The 15,880-nt window shown below is 43.0% G+C and carries 12 protein-coding genes; 8 read left to right on the plus strand and 4 right to left on the minus strand.

What is annotated here, in order from left to right; genetic code table 11:
- Positions 1-447: 447 nt before the first annotated feature.
- Both QL898_RS08010 and QL898_RS08015 read left to right on the plus strand, forming a co-directional pair.
- Positions 448-1,335: a TonB family protein gene (locus tag QL898_RS08010; RefSeq protein WP_290176422.1), complete on the plus strand. Its 888-nt coding sequence runs from the start codon at positions 448-450 to the stop codon at positions 1,333-1,335.
- 116 nt (positions 1,336-1,451) lie between these two features.
- A complete protein-coding gene (locus QL898_RS08015) occupies positions 1,452-2,327 on the plus strand; it encodes a mechanosensitive ion channel domain-containing protein (RefSeq protein WP_290176423.1) in 876 nt (291 codons plus the stop codon).
- Positions 2,328-2,376: 49 nt separating this feature from the next.
- On the opposite strand, the gene ybeY is transcribed toward QL898_RS08015, so the two are convergent.
- Positions 2,377-2,976, minus strand: a complete 600-nt coding sequence (gene ybeY, locus QL898_RS08020; protein WP_290176424.1) for an rRNA maturation RNase YbeY — start codon at positions 2,974-2,976, stop codon at positions 2,377-2,379.
- Between the two features lie 319 nt (positions 2,977-3,295).
- On the minus strand, positions 3,296-4,399 hold the full coding sequence (locus QL898_RS08025) for a PhoH family protein (protein ID WP_290176425.1): 1,104 nt from the start codon (positions 4,397-4,399) through the stop codon (positions 3,296-3,298).
- Positions 4,400-4,999: 600 nt separating this feature from the next.
- Between QL898_RS08025 and QL898_RS08030 the strand changes: the two genes are divergently transcribed.
- The 3 genes from QL898_RS08030 (at position 5,000) to QL898_RS08040 (ending at position 9,048) form a co-directional block, all read left to right on the plus strand.
- Positions 5,000-6,328: a UbiH/UbiF/VisC/COQ6 family ubiquinone biosynthesis hydroxylase gene (locus QL898_RS08030; RefSeq protein ID WP_290176426.1), complete on the plus strand. Its 1,329-nt coding sequence runs from the start codon at positions 5,000-5,002 to the stop codon at positions 6,326-6,328.
- Between the two features lie 167 nt (positions 6,329-6,495).
- Positions 6,496-7,779 carry an FAD-dependent monooxygenase gene (locus QL898_RS08035; RefSeq protein WP_290176427.1) on the plus strand — a complete coding sequence of 428 codons (1,284 nt, stop codon included), beginning with the start codon at positions 6,496-6,498 and terminating at the stop codon, positions 7,777-7,779.
- Between the two features lie 36 nt (positions 7,780-7,815).
- Complete coding sequence (locus QL898_RS08040) at positions 7,816-9,048, plus strand: PIN domain-containing protein (protein ID WP_290176428.1); 1,233 nt, start codon at positions 7,816-7,818, stop codon at positions 9,046-9,048.
- A 1-nt stretch (position 9,049) separates the two neighbouring features.
- Here the strand turns inward: QL898_RS08040 and QL898_RS08045 are convergent, their stop codons facing one another.
- The gene (locus tag QL898_RS08045) at positions 9,050-9,961 is read right to left on the minus strand and encodes a lysine exporter LysO family protein (RefSeq protein ID WP_160021578.1); all 912 of its coding nucleotides are present in this window, start codon (positions 9,959-9,961) and stop codon (positions 9,050-9,052) included.
- A 265-nt stretch (positions 9,962-10,226) separates the two neighbouring features.
- On the opposite strand from QL898_RS08045, the gene QL898_RS08050 reads away from it, so the two are divergent.
- The 3 genes from QL898_RS08050 to QL898_RS08060 are packed head-to-tail and all read left to right on the plus strand — an operon-like array spanning position 10,227 to position 14,938.
- A complete protein-coding gene (locus tag QL898_RS08050) occupies positions 10,227-12,920 on the plus strand; it encodes an alpha/beta fold hydrolase (protein WP_290176429.1) in 2,694 nt (897 codons plus the stop codon).
- A gap of 3 nt (positions 12,921-12,923) precedes the next feature.
- Entirely contained in the window at positions 12,924-14,114 is a 1,191-nt protein-coding gene (locus QL898_RS08055; RefSeq protein ID WP_290176430.1) for a patatin-like phospholipase family protein, read from the plus strand.
- Positions 14,111-14,938, plus strand: coding sequence for an SDR family NAD(P)-dependent oxidoreductase (locus tag QL898_RS08060; RefSeq protein WP_290176431.1), 828 nt, complete (start codon positions 14,111-14,113; stop codon positions 14,936-14,938). Before QL898_RS08055 ends, QL898_RS08060 begins: the two co-directional genes overlap by 4 nt.
- Before the next feature lie 26 nt (positions 14,939-14,964).
- On the opposite strand, the gene QL898_RS08065 is transcribed toward QL898_RS08060, so the two are convergent.
- On the minus strand, positions 14,965-15,858 hold the full coding sequence (locus QL898_RS08065) for a phosphatidate cytidylyltransferase (RefSeq protein WP_290176432.1): 894 nt from the start codon (positions 15,856-15,858) through the stop codon (positions 14,965-14,967).
- Between the last annotated feature and the right edge of the window lie 22 nt (positions 15,859-15,880).

Consider the following 15,880-nt stretch of genomic DNA (forward strand, 5'->3'; position numbering starts at 1 on the left):
TATACTGATAGGTAGCAAAAGCGAAAAACTGACCTCTGATACTGGTGCATAGTGAATCTACATTTACTGTGCTGCTTAATCATCTGCCGTGCCTAATCAACACGATGCACAGTTTTGATTGTTGCAAAGTATCGTGCTACTAATGCTATTATGCTAAAGCAGTATATAACAAATACAGTGGCTTCAAAATGAACACATGCGTTTTATAGCAATTCATTTGGTATAGACAGTGTTTAGTCTGCCTTATATATTCTCAAATGCATGTTTTTCAATCAGCGGATAAGGTTACCAATACTGTATGGCAGATGTCAAAATGCCGTCTCAGTGCTTATACTGGCGACATAATTCTATGTCATGTTATGATAGCGCCAGTATAAATCATGCCTATCGTTACAACACTTGTTAAATAGTGCTTTGTACTGATGTGCTCATAAGCTGAGATTCATTGTGGCCTATATAAAAGACTCACAGAGCTATCATTTTTCCGCGCAAGCGCCCAAGCGCGATATAAGTTTGCCTGTCGCCATTGTTATTGCGGTGGCTGTTCATGTGCTGATTATTTTCGGAATTAGCTTCTCTATGGGAAAAGACCCAGCTGCTATGATGCAAGATGTGGCAAAGGTACTGACCGATAACATGCAGCCCAATGAAGATGCACACTTTATTGCCAACGCTTCACAAGAGGGCGGCGGTACAATAGAAGAGCAGCTCAGACAAGAGAACAATCAGTTAAGTGCAATGTCTGCTGAGCAAATGAGTGAGACTCAAGATATCGTTAATTTACAGCGTAAAGTACGTCAGCAGCGTTATCAAGAGAGTTATCTGCGTACGACGTTAAGTTGGCGTCAGGCCACTGTAGAGTCGGATAATGACAGCGAGCAAGCGCAAGATGATGCGATGGCACAAGAAGAGCGGCTACGTAAGCAGATTGCAACCTTAGAAGCTCAGCTATCTCAGCGTCAGCAGGTCTATGCGACCAAATCCAAAGTCGTGACGATGGATAGTAATTCGACCACACGGGGTGCGGCAGCCGATTATATCAATACATTTCGCGAGCATGTCGAGCGTGTGGGTAACTTGCATTATCCCGTGCAAGCGCGCGCTCAAGGCATTACGGGTGAAGTACGGCTAATGGTTATCATCAGTAACGACGGCAATATCAAAGCCATTCGTCTGCTTGAAAGCTCGAACTCTACGATATTGGATGAAGCGGCCAAGCAGTCGGTACGACAAGCTGCACCCTTTGGTAAATTCACTGAAGACATGAATGATATCGTTGAGCTGCGCTTGATACGTACTTACCGCTATAGTGATACAGTCGAAGTAACGTACTAAGGTTAATGTATTCATGCACTAAGAAGATAGGTGCTAAGAATAACGCTTAACGCACTATTTTTTATAATCACAGATATCCAAGTTCATAACACACAGCTATAAAATAAAGAGTCAGTATGGAATTTTTAGGTTTTACCGTAGATGTCGCTACCTTAACGAGCAATGCCTTAGAGCTGGTCCTTAAAGTCGCTTTAGCAATACTTATATTTATCGTTGGACGCTGGCTTGCTAAAAAAGCAGTCGCTTTTTCTGATCGCTTGATGACGCGTAGCCATCTGGATGAGACAGTTGCTAGCTTCTTAAGTCGTCTATTGTATAGCGTACTACTGGTCGTGGTGATTTTAGCTGCACTTAGCAAAGTCGGTGTGCAGACTACGTCTGTCGTCGCAATCTTAGGTGGTGCCGCTGTTGCCGTTGGTTTGTCGCTAAAAGACCAGCTATCGAATTTTGCCGCTGGTATTATGATTGTGACGTTTCGCCCGTTTGTACGCGGCGATTATGTACAGATTAGTAGCTACACAGGTACGGTGACTGAGATTACCTTGGTTAATACCCATCTGACGACTATTAACAATCACGATATCATCATTCCTAATAGCGATATCACGACTTCACCTGTGGTCAACTATACAGCACTACCCAATCGCCGCGTCGATATCACCGTCGGTATTGGCTACGATGCTGATATCAAAACGGCCAAAGACGTGATGTTAAGTCTGGCAAGAAACAACCCATTGGCTTTCACTGATCCTGAGCCTATCGTGCGAGTGACCAATCTAGGCGACAACTCAGTAGATCTTACCCTAAACGTTTGGACAACCAATGCCGATTGGTGGTCGATGCAGTGCGAGCTACTAGAGCAATTCAAGCAAGCTCTAGATGATGAGAAGATTGAGATTCCATTCCCGCAGCGCAGTGTCCATGTTAAAGGCTTAGATCATATGATCAACCAAATGGGTCAAGCGCAAAAGTTGCCACTATCTAAAGATTAATTGATAGCTGCTTAATAGTTAGAAGACTGTTTATTAAAGCAGTGCTAGTTTAAATATAAGGGTTTGGTAGGTTTAGACCTGCCAAAATCTCAATTTCAAAGTACTCCATCTCATCTTGCTCAGCTTGTCCGAGCTCGTGATCAAAACCCAGTAGGTGTAGCACGCCATGCACTAGCAAATGGCTGATGTGCTGCGCCACGGTTTTGTCCTGTTCAGCCGCTTCACGTACCATCACTTCATGACAGATAATTAACTCTCCAAGAGGCAATGTTGGCATTAGCTCAATGACGGCAGCAGGTAATTCGCTTGGATAAGACAAAATGTTGGTCGCATAGTCCTTACCACGTGCTTCTAGATTTAAAGCACGGCCTTCGACGCCATCAGTAATATATATATCTAGAGTTTTAGACTTTTCCTGCCAAAGCTCAGGATCAATATCTGCAAAATAGGGTAGGGTCAGACCATTATTAATACGACCGTCTATATAATCTAAAGTCGCCATCATAACTGATAGTAAATGCTCGCGATTATAAAAAGTATCTAATATTTCATCATCAATACTGTCGGTCGCACTGATATCAAGTGCTGCTAAGCTGGCATGGTTGCTAGCGATCTTGTCGTCAAAATTAGTATTGTCAGGTTGGCTCATGTGACTGTCCTTTTTATTATAAATAAATGTGTTTTTAAGGCTGTATCGTCTGCGTTATTTACTTAGTGGTTTTTTTATCATAAAAGTAGTTCAATCACTGTTTATCTCATCGCTAAAGTGTTGGCTAATAAATAGAGGCCAATGTATAGAATGTATAGAGGCTACTATAGCTAAGTTGCTGGTAGGCGACTAGTAGCGAAAGAGCTAAATTCAATAAATTACCGGTAAGAAAAAACCGGACTACTTTTAGTAATCCGGTTTTCTTATGCAAGATAAACGCTTATAGCAAATGATTGTAATTCGATGATTAGCTTAATTACTACAGATTTGCTGCTGCATTAGCGACGGCTTGTCTACGCTCTTGTTCTTTAATACGTTCAAACTTACGTTTTTCTTCTAAAGCCATTTGCTCTTCATCAAACACATCATAGGCTTCAACAATTTGTTGTACCAATTGATGTCGTACGACGTCTTTTGAATCAAACTTTGTGATATGAATCTCTTCGATATCCTTTAGAATATCCATTGCTTGTGCTAAGCCTGATTTATGACCACGTGGCAAATCCACCTGAGTAATGTCCCCAGTAATGACGGCACGTGAGCCAAAGCCTAGACGCGTCAAAAACATTTTCATCTGTTCAGGCGTGGTGTTCTGCGCTTCATCTAGAATGACAAACGAGTTATTCAAAGTACGACCACGCATATAGGCAAGCGGTGCCACTTCAATAATCTGACGCTCAATCATTTTACCGACTTTCTCAAAGCCTATCATCTCATAGAGCGCATCATATAGCGGACGTAAGTACGGATCGATTTTTTGGGTCAAATCACCTGGCAAGAAGCCCAGTTTTTCGCCAGCTTCTACCGCTGGACGCACTAGCAAAATACGCTCAATCTCATTACGCTCAAGCATATCGACGGCACACGCCACCGCTAGATATGTTTTACCCGTACCAGCAGGCCCAATACCAAACGATACATCAGAGCTCAGAACGTTTTTTACATAGCGTTGTTGGTTGCCACCACGCGGAACGATGCGACCCTTACGTGTACGTAAGCTGATGGGCGTAAAATCGCTAGCCTCATCCAAATCTTCATCATATTCCATATCATCATGGTCTTGCTCGTCTTCTTCCATGTCTTCATCACGAGAAAGGCTAGATTGGATGATGAGGTGCAGCTCTTCTGCACTGATGTCTTTGGTGTTCTGTGCTTCATCTACCATTTTGTAGATAATACGTTCACCGCGTTCGACATTGGTCACATCGCCACTCAGGCAAAAATCGCCTTGGCGCTGCATGATTTTAATATCGAGGCGTTCTTGGATATATTTCATGTGATTGTTATATTCACCAAGCACGGTTTTTAGCTGTGCTGGGGTTAATGATTCAAACTTTATACGGCGGCTCATGGAATCAGTCAAGCGATTATCCTTTTATTGTGTACCCGACGCTATGATTTGGTTTTAATTGCGTGACGGGTTGCAGAGATAAAATAGTTAGTGGCGTTACAGTGTTTTAGGTGATACAAAGATTGTAGATGATAAAAATGACGGCGATATTATTGTTGTTTTTGTGAAAGGTGATAAATGAAAGTAATGAAAGTCTTGCCTTCATTATGGTAGAGAATTTTTAAATTTCAAGCCATACATCAGATAGATAACGCTGTTTTTGTATGCGGATTGCAACCGCTACAGCGATTTTCTATAGATCGATTTGATATTGCTATCAGTTCTATATAATTCATCGCTACCCACCATATGATAGTGCTTTAATAAAATTAATATATTTGAGTTTTATGAATATAAACCTCGTTTATGATGAGAGTGAAGAAACGATTTGTCTACGGTTAAGACCACGGCAGAATAGACAATTTGTGGTAATCTATGGGCGATACCATAGGTTGCTGCAACCCATCTAATAACAGCAGCGACATGATAAAAATTATAAAATAAAGTCAGTGACGAGCGGCTATCTATCATTAATAAATTGCTTGTCCAAAAAATTATAATAGGAAAATAACAATGCAAGATACTGATTCACATTTATCCAATGCTGGCAGCATACCTAAAAAGTTCGACAGCATCTCTAAAAACAAAGAAGCAATAACTGACCAGCAAGTGCTTATCGCAGGTGGTGGTCATGTTGGTTTGTCTTTTGCATTGCTATTGGCCCATCACGGTATTGCGAGCACCTTATTAGAAAAAAACAGCTATCCAACCATCAGTCCAACGGATGACAGTACTCGCAGCCATTATTTAGACAGTCGCAATACGGCATTATCACGGCGCACGGTACAGATATATCAAGAGATTGGACTGTGGGATGAATTACAAAGCCATGCTTGCCGTATCGATACCGTACAGATTAGTGAGCAAGGCAGTTTTGGGCGCGCGCAGCTGAATAAAGCAGAGGAAAAGGTTGAATCATTTGGGCAAGTTATCGAAAACGCTTGGCTGGGTTGTAAGCTTTTATTAGCCGCACAGCAAGAGCCACTAATTACCTTGATAGATAATGCCAATGTGACAACTGTCCAACAGCAGGCAGATAGTGTGACACTTAGCTTTAATTATAACGATGAAGCCGAAAACGAGCAGCAGCTGCAAGCTAGCGTATTAGTCGCTTGTGATGGGCGCGACTCTACGGTACGCCAACTGCTAGATATCAGTACAACCACGTATGATTATCAGCAAACGGCCATCGTCGGCGTAGTAGAGACAGATACGCCACACGAGCATGCAGCGATTGAGCGTTTTAGTCCAGCTGGCCCACTTGCTGTGCTCCCACTGACTGATCCAGAAGGCGATGGCAACGATGAGTATCAGCAAGGTTACAGGCGCTCTGTCGTGTGGGTATGCCCAACAGGTGAAGAAACCAGATACTTAGAAGACGACGCCCATTTCTTGCAGACCCTACAACAAGCTTTCGGTCAACGCGCTGGTAAGTTTACAACTGCAGGTCGCCGCGGCGCTTATCCATTGACCCGCGTACTAGCAGATAAGCAGGTAGAAGGGCGCTGCGTCATTATGGGCAATGCTGCTCACACCTTACACCCTGTCGCTGGTCAAGGGTTTAATCTCTGTATGCGAGATGCGCATGTGCTGGCACAGATGCTGAACACACAAGTGCTCAAAGGCGCAGATATCGGTGATGCACAGTTATTAAAACGTTATGAGAAAGCACGTCAAACTGACCAGAAGCGAGTGATTCGTTTTTGTGATGCGGTAGTACACGGCTTCACGCATCCTAACCCAGCGATTAAGCTAGCGCGAAATATGGCGTTGTTGGCCTTTGATAAATTGCCAAATATTAAGCCATTAGTTGCTACTTATGCGATGGGTCTAAAATCATAGCGCTATAGTTAAATCCTCTTTAAAAGAGTGACAGCGTTAACCTCGCTTGAAGTATTGCCTATACATCTACACTCGGTTGTCTCGTCTCTCTTTTAAACTGAATCAACTAACTGTAATTAAGATTGATAATCATCATTCTAATATTGAGCAATATTGAGAGACACCTTATGAAAAACAACCATACGTTGATTATCGGTAGCGGTATCGTTGGAGCGACGCTTGCTCTAAAGTTGGCACAAGCAAAAATGCCAGTGACGTTGATTGATGCCCGTCCTGAGCGTGATGAGTCAGCTTGGCAAGATGTACTTAGCAAACGTGATGCACGTGTCTATGCACTCAGTATGGCTAGTATTAATCTGCTCAATGATATTGGTGCGTGGCAAAAGATTGCCGCCTCTAAACGCAAAGCAGACTACTCGCAAATGCAGGTATGGCAGCTAAATGGGATGAGTGAGTTATTATTTGGCGAAAGTGAAGATAGCAGCGCCGAGGATAATAGTAGTGAAACTCATGAACCTACATTATTAGGAAGTATGGTCGAGCCTGCTGTTATCGAGCACGCATTATGGCAACGCTTGCATGAAGATGATGTCAGTGACTATCTGACCCTTATCGCTGGTCACAAAGTTGTCAATATGGATTGGTTAGGGGCGCAGCAAGGCTACCGTGTAACTCTGGACAATGGCGAAGCGATTGATACGCGTCTATTAGTTGGCGCTGATGGGCGCGGTTCATTTGTCCGTCAGCAAGCAGGGATTGGCGTAGATACGTTAGACTATAACCAAACTGCCATCTGCTGTGCGATTCAGACTGAGAAACCGCATCAGGCAACTGCACGCCAAGCTATGCTACCGACGGGTACACTGGCACTATTACCTTTGGCCGACATTACCGATGCTGATAAGACAAATCCGCAGCATTGGCAGTCGATCGTATGGACATTGCCGCGCAATCAAGCATTGGCACTGATAGAGGAAGAAGAGCGTTTTATTGCTGATAAGTTAGCAGCTGCTAGCAATTACGAGCTGGGTGCGATTAATCAGATTGAGTCTATCGCTAGTTTTCCATTAGCGGCACAGCAAGCGAAAAGCTACGTGGCTGATAACTTGGTACTGATCGGTGACGCTGCTCATGGCGTACATCCGCTGGCAGGTCAAGGACTGAACCTCGGTATGCTCGATGTAAAAATATTATGTGAGCAATTAGCGCACGACTTTGCACGTAGTGGCGGTACGCTTTGGGGCAGTAATCAAACGCTACGTCATTATGAGCGTTCGCGCCGTCCGCATAATAGTCTAATGATGCACAGCTTTTCTGCGCTTAACTGGTTATTTGCAGGGTCGCTTGCACAAGTGCGTCCCGTGCAGCAGATACGTAATGAGGGTATGTACCGAGTCAGCAAAATCAAGCCATTGATGCGCTTGTTTGCTAAGCAGGCGAGTGGGGTGTAGGAATAATAATTTAAATTAAATAATAAGAATATTTTCATGAAACACATTTTAATCGACTATGAGAACATTCAGCCCAAAAGCTTCGATAATGTAGAGGTGGATGAATGCCATGTATGGCTGTTTTTGGGTATCAATCAGCAGAAGAGTTTACCTCTTGAATTGGTTGAAAACTTGCTCAGGTTTGATAATGAAAATGTGCATATTATTAAGATGCAACATGCAGGGAAGAATGCGCTAGATTTTTACTTGTCTTTTTATCTTGGCAAAATATCTGAAATTGATCCTAGTGCTGATGTTTGTATTTTAGCAAGAGATAGTGGTTATGATATCTTGGTTGAGCATCTCAATAGTGCCTATGATGGTATGAGTATCATGCGGTTAGAAAATGCTAATCAGCTAACTGTGGCTTACGAGTCAAACATAGAAAGTGCATCAGATATAGAAAAAAGCCAACTTGTCATCGAAGACAGTCATCATGTTTTGTGTGATGACGTTACTAGCGTTACCATGGACAATAAGAAATCTTTAGCGCAAAGCCTTGAAGATAGTGTTCCTAAATCGGTTATACATGAGTGTTACGTGTTGGTTTTTGATAGCATTGTCAATCGTAAGGTGTTTTTACCGAGCTATAAATCCAACCTATTGTACTCGATAAAGAAGTACGTTCCAGTGACAGTGCTAGAGAGATTTAATAGTACTGAGCAAGATTATATTTTTGAGAAGGTTTTTGAAAAATTTAACAAAGCAGGACTTATTGACCTTGATGAAAATGAAGAGAAATTAATTTATAAAATAGATAGTCAAGGAATATTAGATTTAGTCACTGATCAAGTTTTACGAAGTAAGGCAAAAGAAATTGATGGATTAAATAATGTGATAAAGCAAAAACTTGCAAGTTATCGCCAAGCAAATAGTCAGGATCAAATTGATTTAGTTGTAACTTACCTCAAAAAGAAGGAAATAATAAAACAGGATAACAAAGCTATCTATTACTTACCTTTCGATAATATCAAAGGAAATTCGAGTAAAGTTTCACAAGATGATAATAAGAATAGCAAAGACTCTGCTACAACATATCAACGTGCAATAGCACAGCTAAAAAATAGACCAGCAGGTACTCGACCATCCAAAAAATCAAGCTTAGTAAATTATCTTAAAAGCTATCTACGCAATGAAGACCCTAAAACCATTGATAAGCTAGTTAAACAGATGGTTAGTAATAAAATAATCGTAATATCAAATACGAATAAGCTGATCTACAAAATATAGCCTACCCAAGCGCCGAAAAGAACACCATCAGCACTGGCGAGACAATATTAATCAAAAAGCCAAAGCTAATCGCTAGTGGCACGACTTTTAGACCACCTGACTGCTGAATGATAGGCAAAGTGAAATCTAAACTGGTCGCGCCGCCAAGCCCAACCGCAGCGGAGGGGTATTTGCGCATAAATACTGGAATAAAGATTAACGCAAAGAACTCACGTACCAAGTCATTAAACAACGCGACACTACCCCAAACCGCGCCATAAGCATCGGTCATGACAATCGCTGATAGCGAGTACCAACCAAACCCTGACGATAGTGCTAAGCCTTTCGTCCATGAGACATCCGTAAATAGTAGCGCGAAAATAAGCCCGCCTGCCAATACTGCTAGCGTAAAGATGACACTCATTTCTACGCCGCGTTTATTAAGTAATACTTCTTTTAAGGTGATGCCCGAGCCTTTTAAGCCTATACCAACCAGTAAAATCAAAATCATCAGCATGACGGTCATAGAGTTTTCAGGCGGCATATAATCAGCAGGCAAGAAATAGCCAATCACCATCCCGATCACCACACAAACCACTTGCGCCAAGCTACCTCGAATGCTCACCCGATGCTCTTTAGATTTTACACTTGGTTTTTTGGCATGCCATGGACGCAGATGGTCAAACAGCATAAGCGCAAACAATCCTGTACCAATTGTTAATATTGATAGGACGGTGACATATAGAGCAATTTCACCCAGCTGATTACCTAGACCTTCTACCTGAGACAGCTCAATACCGATCAGCGCTAGGATGATAAATACTAAGTATGATAGACCTTTGTCGGCCACTTTTGTCATGGTAGGGTTAGACGGAATGGCAAAGCCAATAAACATTGGCATTAGAACCAGAACAAGGGTGACTAGGCTTTCCATGATAAAGGGCTCGCAGCATTTTTAATAAGGCGTTTTTAAGAAGCTGAAGATTGTACCATATAAGGTCAGCAATACTGATATGAGCCATTGAGATTCATTGCAAATCATCGCTCATTGTTGGCCAAAATATAAAAAACTGGACGATTATAATGACGATAATAAATATCTTTTTCAAAATGTTTGAACGTTTTTGAGCGCTTTGTAATTCTTTACCTTATAAACTTTTGTTGCTACATTAAAGTACTGAAAATATTTGGCTAGACTCATGTCGCTATATCAGCTCAAAACTCAGTTTCAAAATCAACTACGTCCGATGAGTAATGCGCTGGTTGAGCAAAACATTACCGCTAACCAAGTGACAGTATCCGCTGTTTTATTAAGTATCGGTACTGCCTATATCATTGCCAAACCAGCGGCTGAACAGCATAGGCTGTGGCTTTTATTGCCTTTATCATTGTTTGTACGTATGGCACTCAATGCTATCGATGGCATGATGGCGCGTGAGCATGGACAGGCCTCAAGGCTCGGAGCCGTGTTAAACGAGGTAGGTGATATGGTTGCCGATACGGCGCTATTAGCGAGCCTGACCCCTCATATTCTGACCCATCATATCAATGATAAAGAACAGCAGACGTTAATAGCCAACTTGCCAACGAATATATCAACTTCTCAGCATCATATCACTGCTCTGATCGCTCTTAGTATTGGCACCGAACTGTTAGGCGTTACTAGTAATACCATGTTAGGTGTTCGTGCTAACCAAGGGCCTTTGGGCAAAAGCGACCGCGCCTTCTTATTAGGGGTGCTTGGTGCCTTTATGGGTAGCAGAGCCAAAGCGCCAGTAAGTATTAAAGGGCAGGTGGCTTCGCCTGCCGTCAGAATAGATCAATTATTTATACTAACAGAAATCATGCTACTAAAGACCTGTCTCAATCGACTACGTTATATGACAGAGTTATACTTGATGCACAATCCACCTGAGCTGCGATCCGTACTGGGTGAGTCAACAAACAACTCACTCTCTCTTACTGTTGTTTTGCCAAATACTTCTACTGATAACGTTCGCCCATTGGAGTTCAAAGAAATGCCAACCACAACCGTTGATAGTCAAAAATCCGAAGAACAGGCCAGTGTTGGTTTTGATTTGCCCGCATCTAAAATCATCAATGGTGAGAGCTGTTATAACGCTTACGATGGCACTGCTATTTATTATCGCTATTGGCTAACGACGCCTTTAGAATATATTAAGCAAGCCAACCAACCGTTGCGCCAAGTTATCTTATTGCACCGAGGACATGAGCATTCGGGACGATTGACAGAGCTGGGAGAGCAGTTTGCAACAGCTGGCTATCAAGTGTTTGCTTGGGATGCGCGCGGCAATGGTCGCTCAGGGGGCATTAAAGATCATGCAGAGAGCGTCACAGAGCTTGAGCGAGATTTAGAGGGTTTCGTCCAGTTGGTGATTGGGCAAACAGGCATTGCTATCGAGGATACATTGATTGTCGCCAGTAGTATCGGCGCGGTATTGGCAGCAGCATGGGTACACGATTATGCGCCTAATATTCGCGGCATGATACTTGGCACGCCTGCGCTCAGTATTCGTCTATATCTGCCCTTTGCTATACCATCGCTAAAGGTGGCACGTACGCTAGGTCTGATGTCACGTGTCAGCAGCTATGTTAAAGCACAAGTACTGACCCATGATAAAGACGCGCAGCAGGCTTACAATGCCGATCCATTGATATCGAATAGTATCTCGACTGATTTACTCATTGATACCCATGCAACGGGGCAGCGTCTACTCGATGATGCTGGTGCTATCACCGTACCGACGTTTGTCTTATGTGCGGGCAAGGATTATGTGGTCGATAAACAGGCTGAGCGGAAATTCTATGAGGCGATTAACACACCGATCAAACGCTGGCAGTTGTATCCAGACAGCTATCATGCAATCTTTCATGAGACCAATAAAGCCGATGTATTTGCCGACTGTATTGAGTTTGCTGAGCAAGTATTTAGCGCACCAGTCCAAGCCCCTGATCTGAGTACCGCTCACTTAGACAGTGCCAGTAAAGATAAAGTAGACCGTTTGGCGATTAAACCATTCAATCCAAACTTTGCCATTACCCGTTTTGCGATGCAAAAGTTCGGTCACGTCAGCGATGCGATTGCGACAGGGCTTGAGCATGGATTTGATTCAGGTCACTCGCTGGATCATGTCTATTACAATCAGCCCAGCGGGCAGAATAAATTTGGACAGGCAGTCGATAAGTTTTATTTAAATAATATTGGTTGGCAAGGTATTCGTATTCGCCGTGAGCACATATTGGAGTTGGCACGCTTAGCACTTACAGATATTGAAGATAAAAATCAGAGTAACGCCAAACCATATCAACCAAAACTGTTAGATATCGCCAGTGGCCATGGTTTTTATGCGTTTGATCTGTTGACTGAGTTTACCGATTTGCAGGCAGAGCTACGAGATTATGAGATGCATAATATACAGGCATTACAAGCAAAAGCGGAGCATTTGGCCATGAGCAGTCGAGTCGTGACCAGTAAAAAGGACGCCTTTGATCCTATTAGTTATATTGATGCACATACGAAAGACACTAGCACCGATACTAAAAAATCAGATCTTGCTATTGCTTCAGGGTTGTTTGAATTGTTCTCTGATAATGCGCTACCAGCGACAGCCTTAGCGGGTATTTATGACAGTTTAAAATCGGGCGGTTATCTGATTTATACCAACCAACCGTGGCACCCTGAACAGGAATTTATCAGTAAAACACTAAACAATCACCGTGGCAGTAGTTGGGTGATGCGTTGTCGCTCGCAAGCGGAAATGGATCAATTGGTTGAGCGTGCAGGCTTTAGGAAAATCACGATGCGTATCGATCGCTTTGGTATCTTTACTGTTTCGTTAGCGATTAAAACTGTATCAGCTGATGATGAGTAATAGATGAACAATCAGTTGGTTAAACCTTACGAGCGTGTTCAGCTGTTTTCAGGCGGCGGTTCACGTTTTGGTTATTATTTGGGTAGCTATGCAGCCTTAGCGTCTCATGACTTAGCGCCAGATATTATCGTTGGTACTTGCGGTGGGAGTTTGTCTGCTTACTTAGTACAATTTGCGCCTGACCCCAAGGATTTGCAAGCGTTGATATGTAGTCGTGAGTTATATCGCGTCATCACAGCCATCAGACATGTCGCGCCAGATGAAGCCAATAAACGTCTAAAGCTGCGTTATATGACCCATGCACTTAAGCGTTGGCGGTTATCAAAGCAAAAGGATAATGGACAAAGACAACGTCAAGCAGACAGCTACGAGCGACTGTTAAGTGAGTTGCAGCAGTTAGCGATGTTTCGTATCGATAACGAGCAGTACTGGCTAGATGAGCTGTCGCAGTTTGCTACTAGTAATAATGATATTAGCAATACTGATAAAGCAACGCCAGAGATAGCCATCATTGCCAGTCGATTGTATCAATCACCTACTGATGGTTTGTATAGTGAAAAACTCGCACTGCAAGAGTTGTTATTTGCGCCGCCGCGCTTAGCAAATTTGCCAAATTTTGTATCAGGTCTGGCCGACGGGCAAATGACATCGCCTGCGCACACATTTGCAAACGGGCGCATACACCCTTCTGTAAAGGTTCAAACACAATGGGATTTTGCCCCAGTGATCCGCGCTTCTATGGCTGACATGTACTATCTGCCGCCCACACATATCACAGAGCTTGGCTGGTGTTTAGGAGGTGTGATTAATCTGACACCAATTGAGCTAGCCTGTCAGTTGGGTAACAGCGTATTTGCAGAGACTAAGGCAGGTTATGACCCATGGCTGGCTGCTCCCGCGATTCAGCGTGTTTTTGGTTTTGATCCTAATAGGCGATTGGCAGCAGTACACGGTTATCAACCAATGAGAAAGCCATCTTATGCTACTAGCAATCACCATCAGCTACACTGGTTACCATTTGCAGATAACGAGCAGCAACTGAGAGGGCGAAATGTGCAAAAGCGTTTTAACCTAAAACAAATGATCGTCGAGCTAATACATAGCGACTATGACGGTTTTGTGCAGCAAATGCAGGCGCAATGGCAATATGGCTATCAGCGTACGGTCGACTATATACAGCAGCATAAATTATGAAAAACCTCGCAAAAGGTATCACTAAAAACCATGCGCCGCATATTATTATCGTTGGTGGTACGAGTGGCCTTGGCTTGGCATTAGCGCTGAATCATCAGATGCTTGGCTGGCAAGTCAGCGTTGTCGGAAGTAGCGCAGCAAAGATAGCCGATATCAACAGACAGCATCCTGCTATTGTGACTTATGTATGCGACTTAACTGACCCAAATCAAACGCAAACGTTATTAGACAATTTGTCAGGTATTTCATTTCAAAAACTGATATATAGTGCTGGTAGCTATACCAATGAGCGTATCCATCACTTAAATCAAGCAGATAGCGACCAAATGCTAGCGATTAATTTACAGGCGTTTGAGCAAGTTTTTAGATGGGCAAGCAGTCAGTTAAAGCAGCAGTTAAAACAGTCATGTCAGGCATTAGATATGACTAAAGGTGATAGACCTAGCCTCATCTGTATTGCCTCTATCGCAGGCACGATAGATTATCCTTATGCCAGTCTATATGCAAAAAGCAAGCGTGCAATGATTGCTACGGCTAGCGCTTATCGAGCAGCACTTATACCTTATAACATCCAAGTAAACTGTATTGCCTCAGGCTATATCAATACTCAAGCACTACGTGATTTAAACGATGGCGATGCTAGCCATAAGCCATTTATCATGAGCACGCAAGCAGCGGTTGATCATATTATGCAAGCGATTGACGATAATATAGAACTAGCGATATTTCCACGCTCAATGCGCTATATCACGAGTGCCTTAAATTATTTACCTAAGCCTGTGCTCAATTGGATATTGGGCAGTAAACTGGATAAAGCCAAATGACTCTGCTATCTGTGCTTTGATTGTATTTAACCAAATAACCAGTAGAGTAGAGTAAATGCTGGCACTCCAATCAGTAAACTGTCTATCCGATCTAACACCCCACCATGACCAGCGAGCATCGTTCCAGTGTCTTTTACCCCATGTTGACGCTTAAAGGCTGATTCTAATAAATCTCCAAAGATACCGCTCACAGCCAAACTATACGCAGCTAATAGACAGACCCACCAAGTAAAAGGAGTGAGCCAAAGACCTAATACTGTTGCCAACATTGCCGCAACTAAACTGCCAAAGATAGCACCTTCAATGCTTTTATTCGGGCTAATAGTCGGCGCTAGACCTCGTTTAAACAGCTTGCGTCCAAGCAGCCTTCCACATAGATATTGGGCAATATCGTTGAACTGACTGGCAAATAATACGAAGAGTAAGACGCCATGTTGTTCGCGTTGCCAGGTCAATTGCTGCAAGACAATAAGGCTAATGATGAGTGAGATGAATGCAACACTCAGTAGCAGATCTAAGGAGTTGAGCCGCGTATAGTGTTGAGTCAGATTGAGAGAGGTTTTCGGTAGCAGGAGCGTACTTGGCTGTAAGCCTTGCACTTGGAGTTTGTGAATGAGTACGGCTTTACTGCGTAAACACCATAGGCGTTTAATCTCGTAGCTGCCGCGTAGACCAATTAATATAAAAAATAAAATGAGCAGCCATTGATAGGGATATACTTGCAAATGAGAACCTTGCGTATCGTTCGTCATTTTTGCAATCACATAGCAAGTGCAGAGCGCGGCTAGCATTAACCACCACGAGCGGGATATCAGGTAGATTTTTGGCAATCGTTTGCGCAGACGAGGTACGGCAAGTACACTCCAAGCCAAGCTGACGATTATCATCAGGGCAATCACAAACACAATATCAGAAGCCATACCGTGGACACTCAAAGAAGAG

The sequence above is a fragment of the Psychrobacter sp. APC 3279 genome, assembly GCF_030407795.1.
Classification (GTDB): domain Bacteria; phylum Pseudomonadota; class Gammaproteobacteria; order Pseudomonadales; family Moraxellaceae; genus Psychrobacter.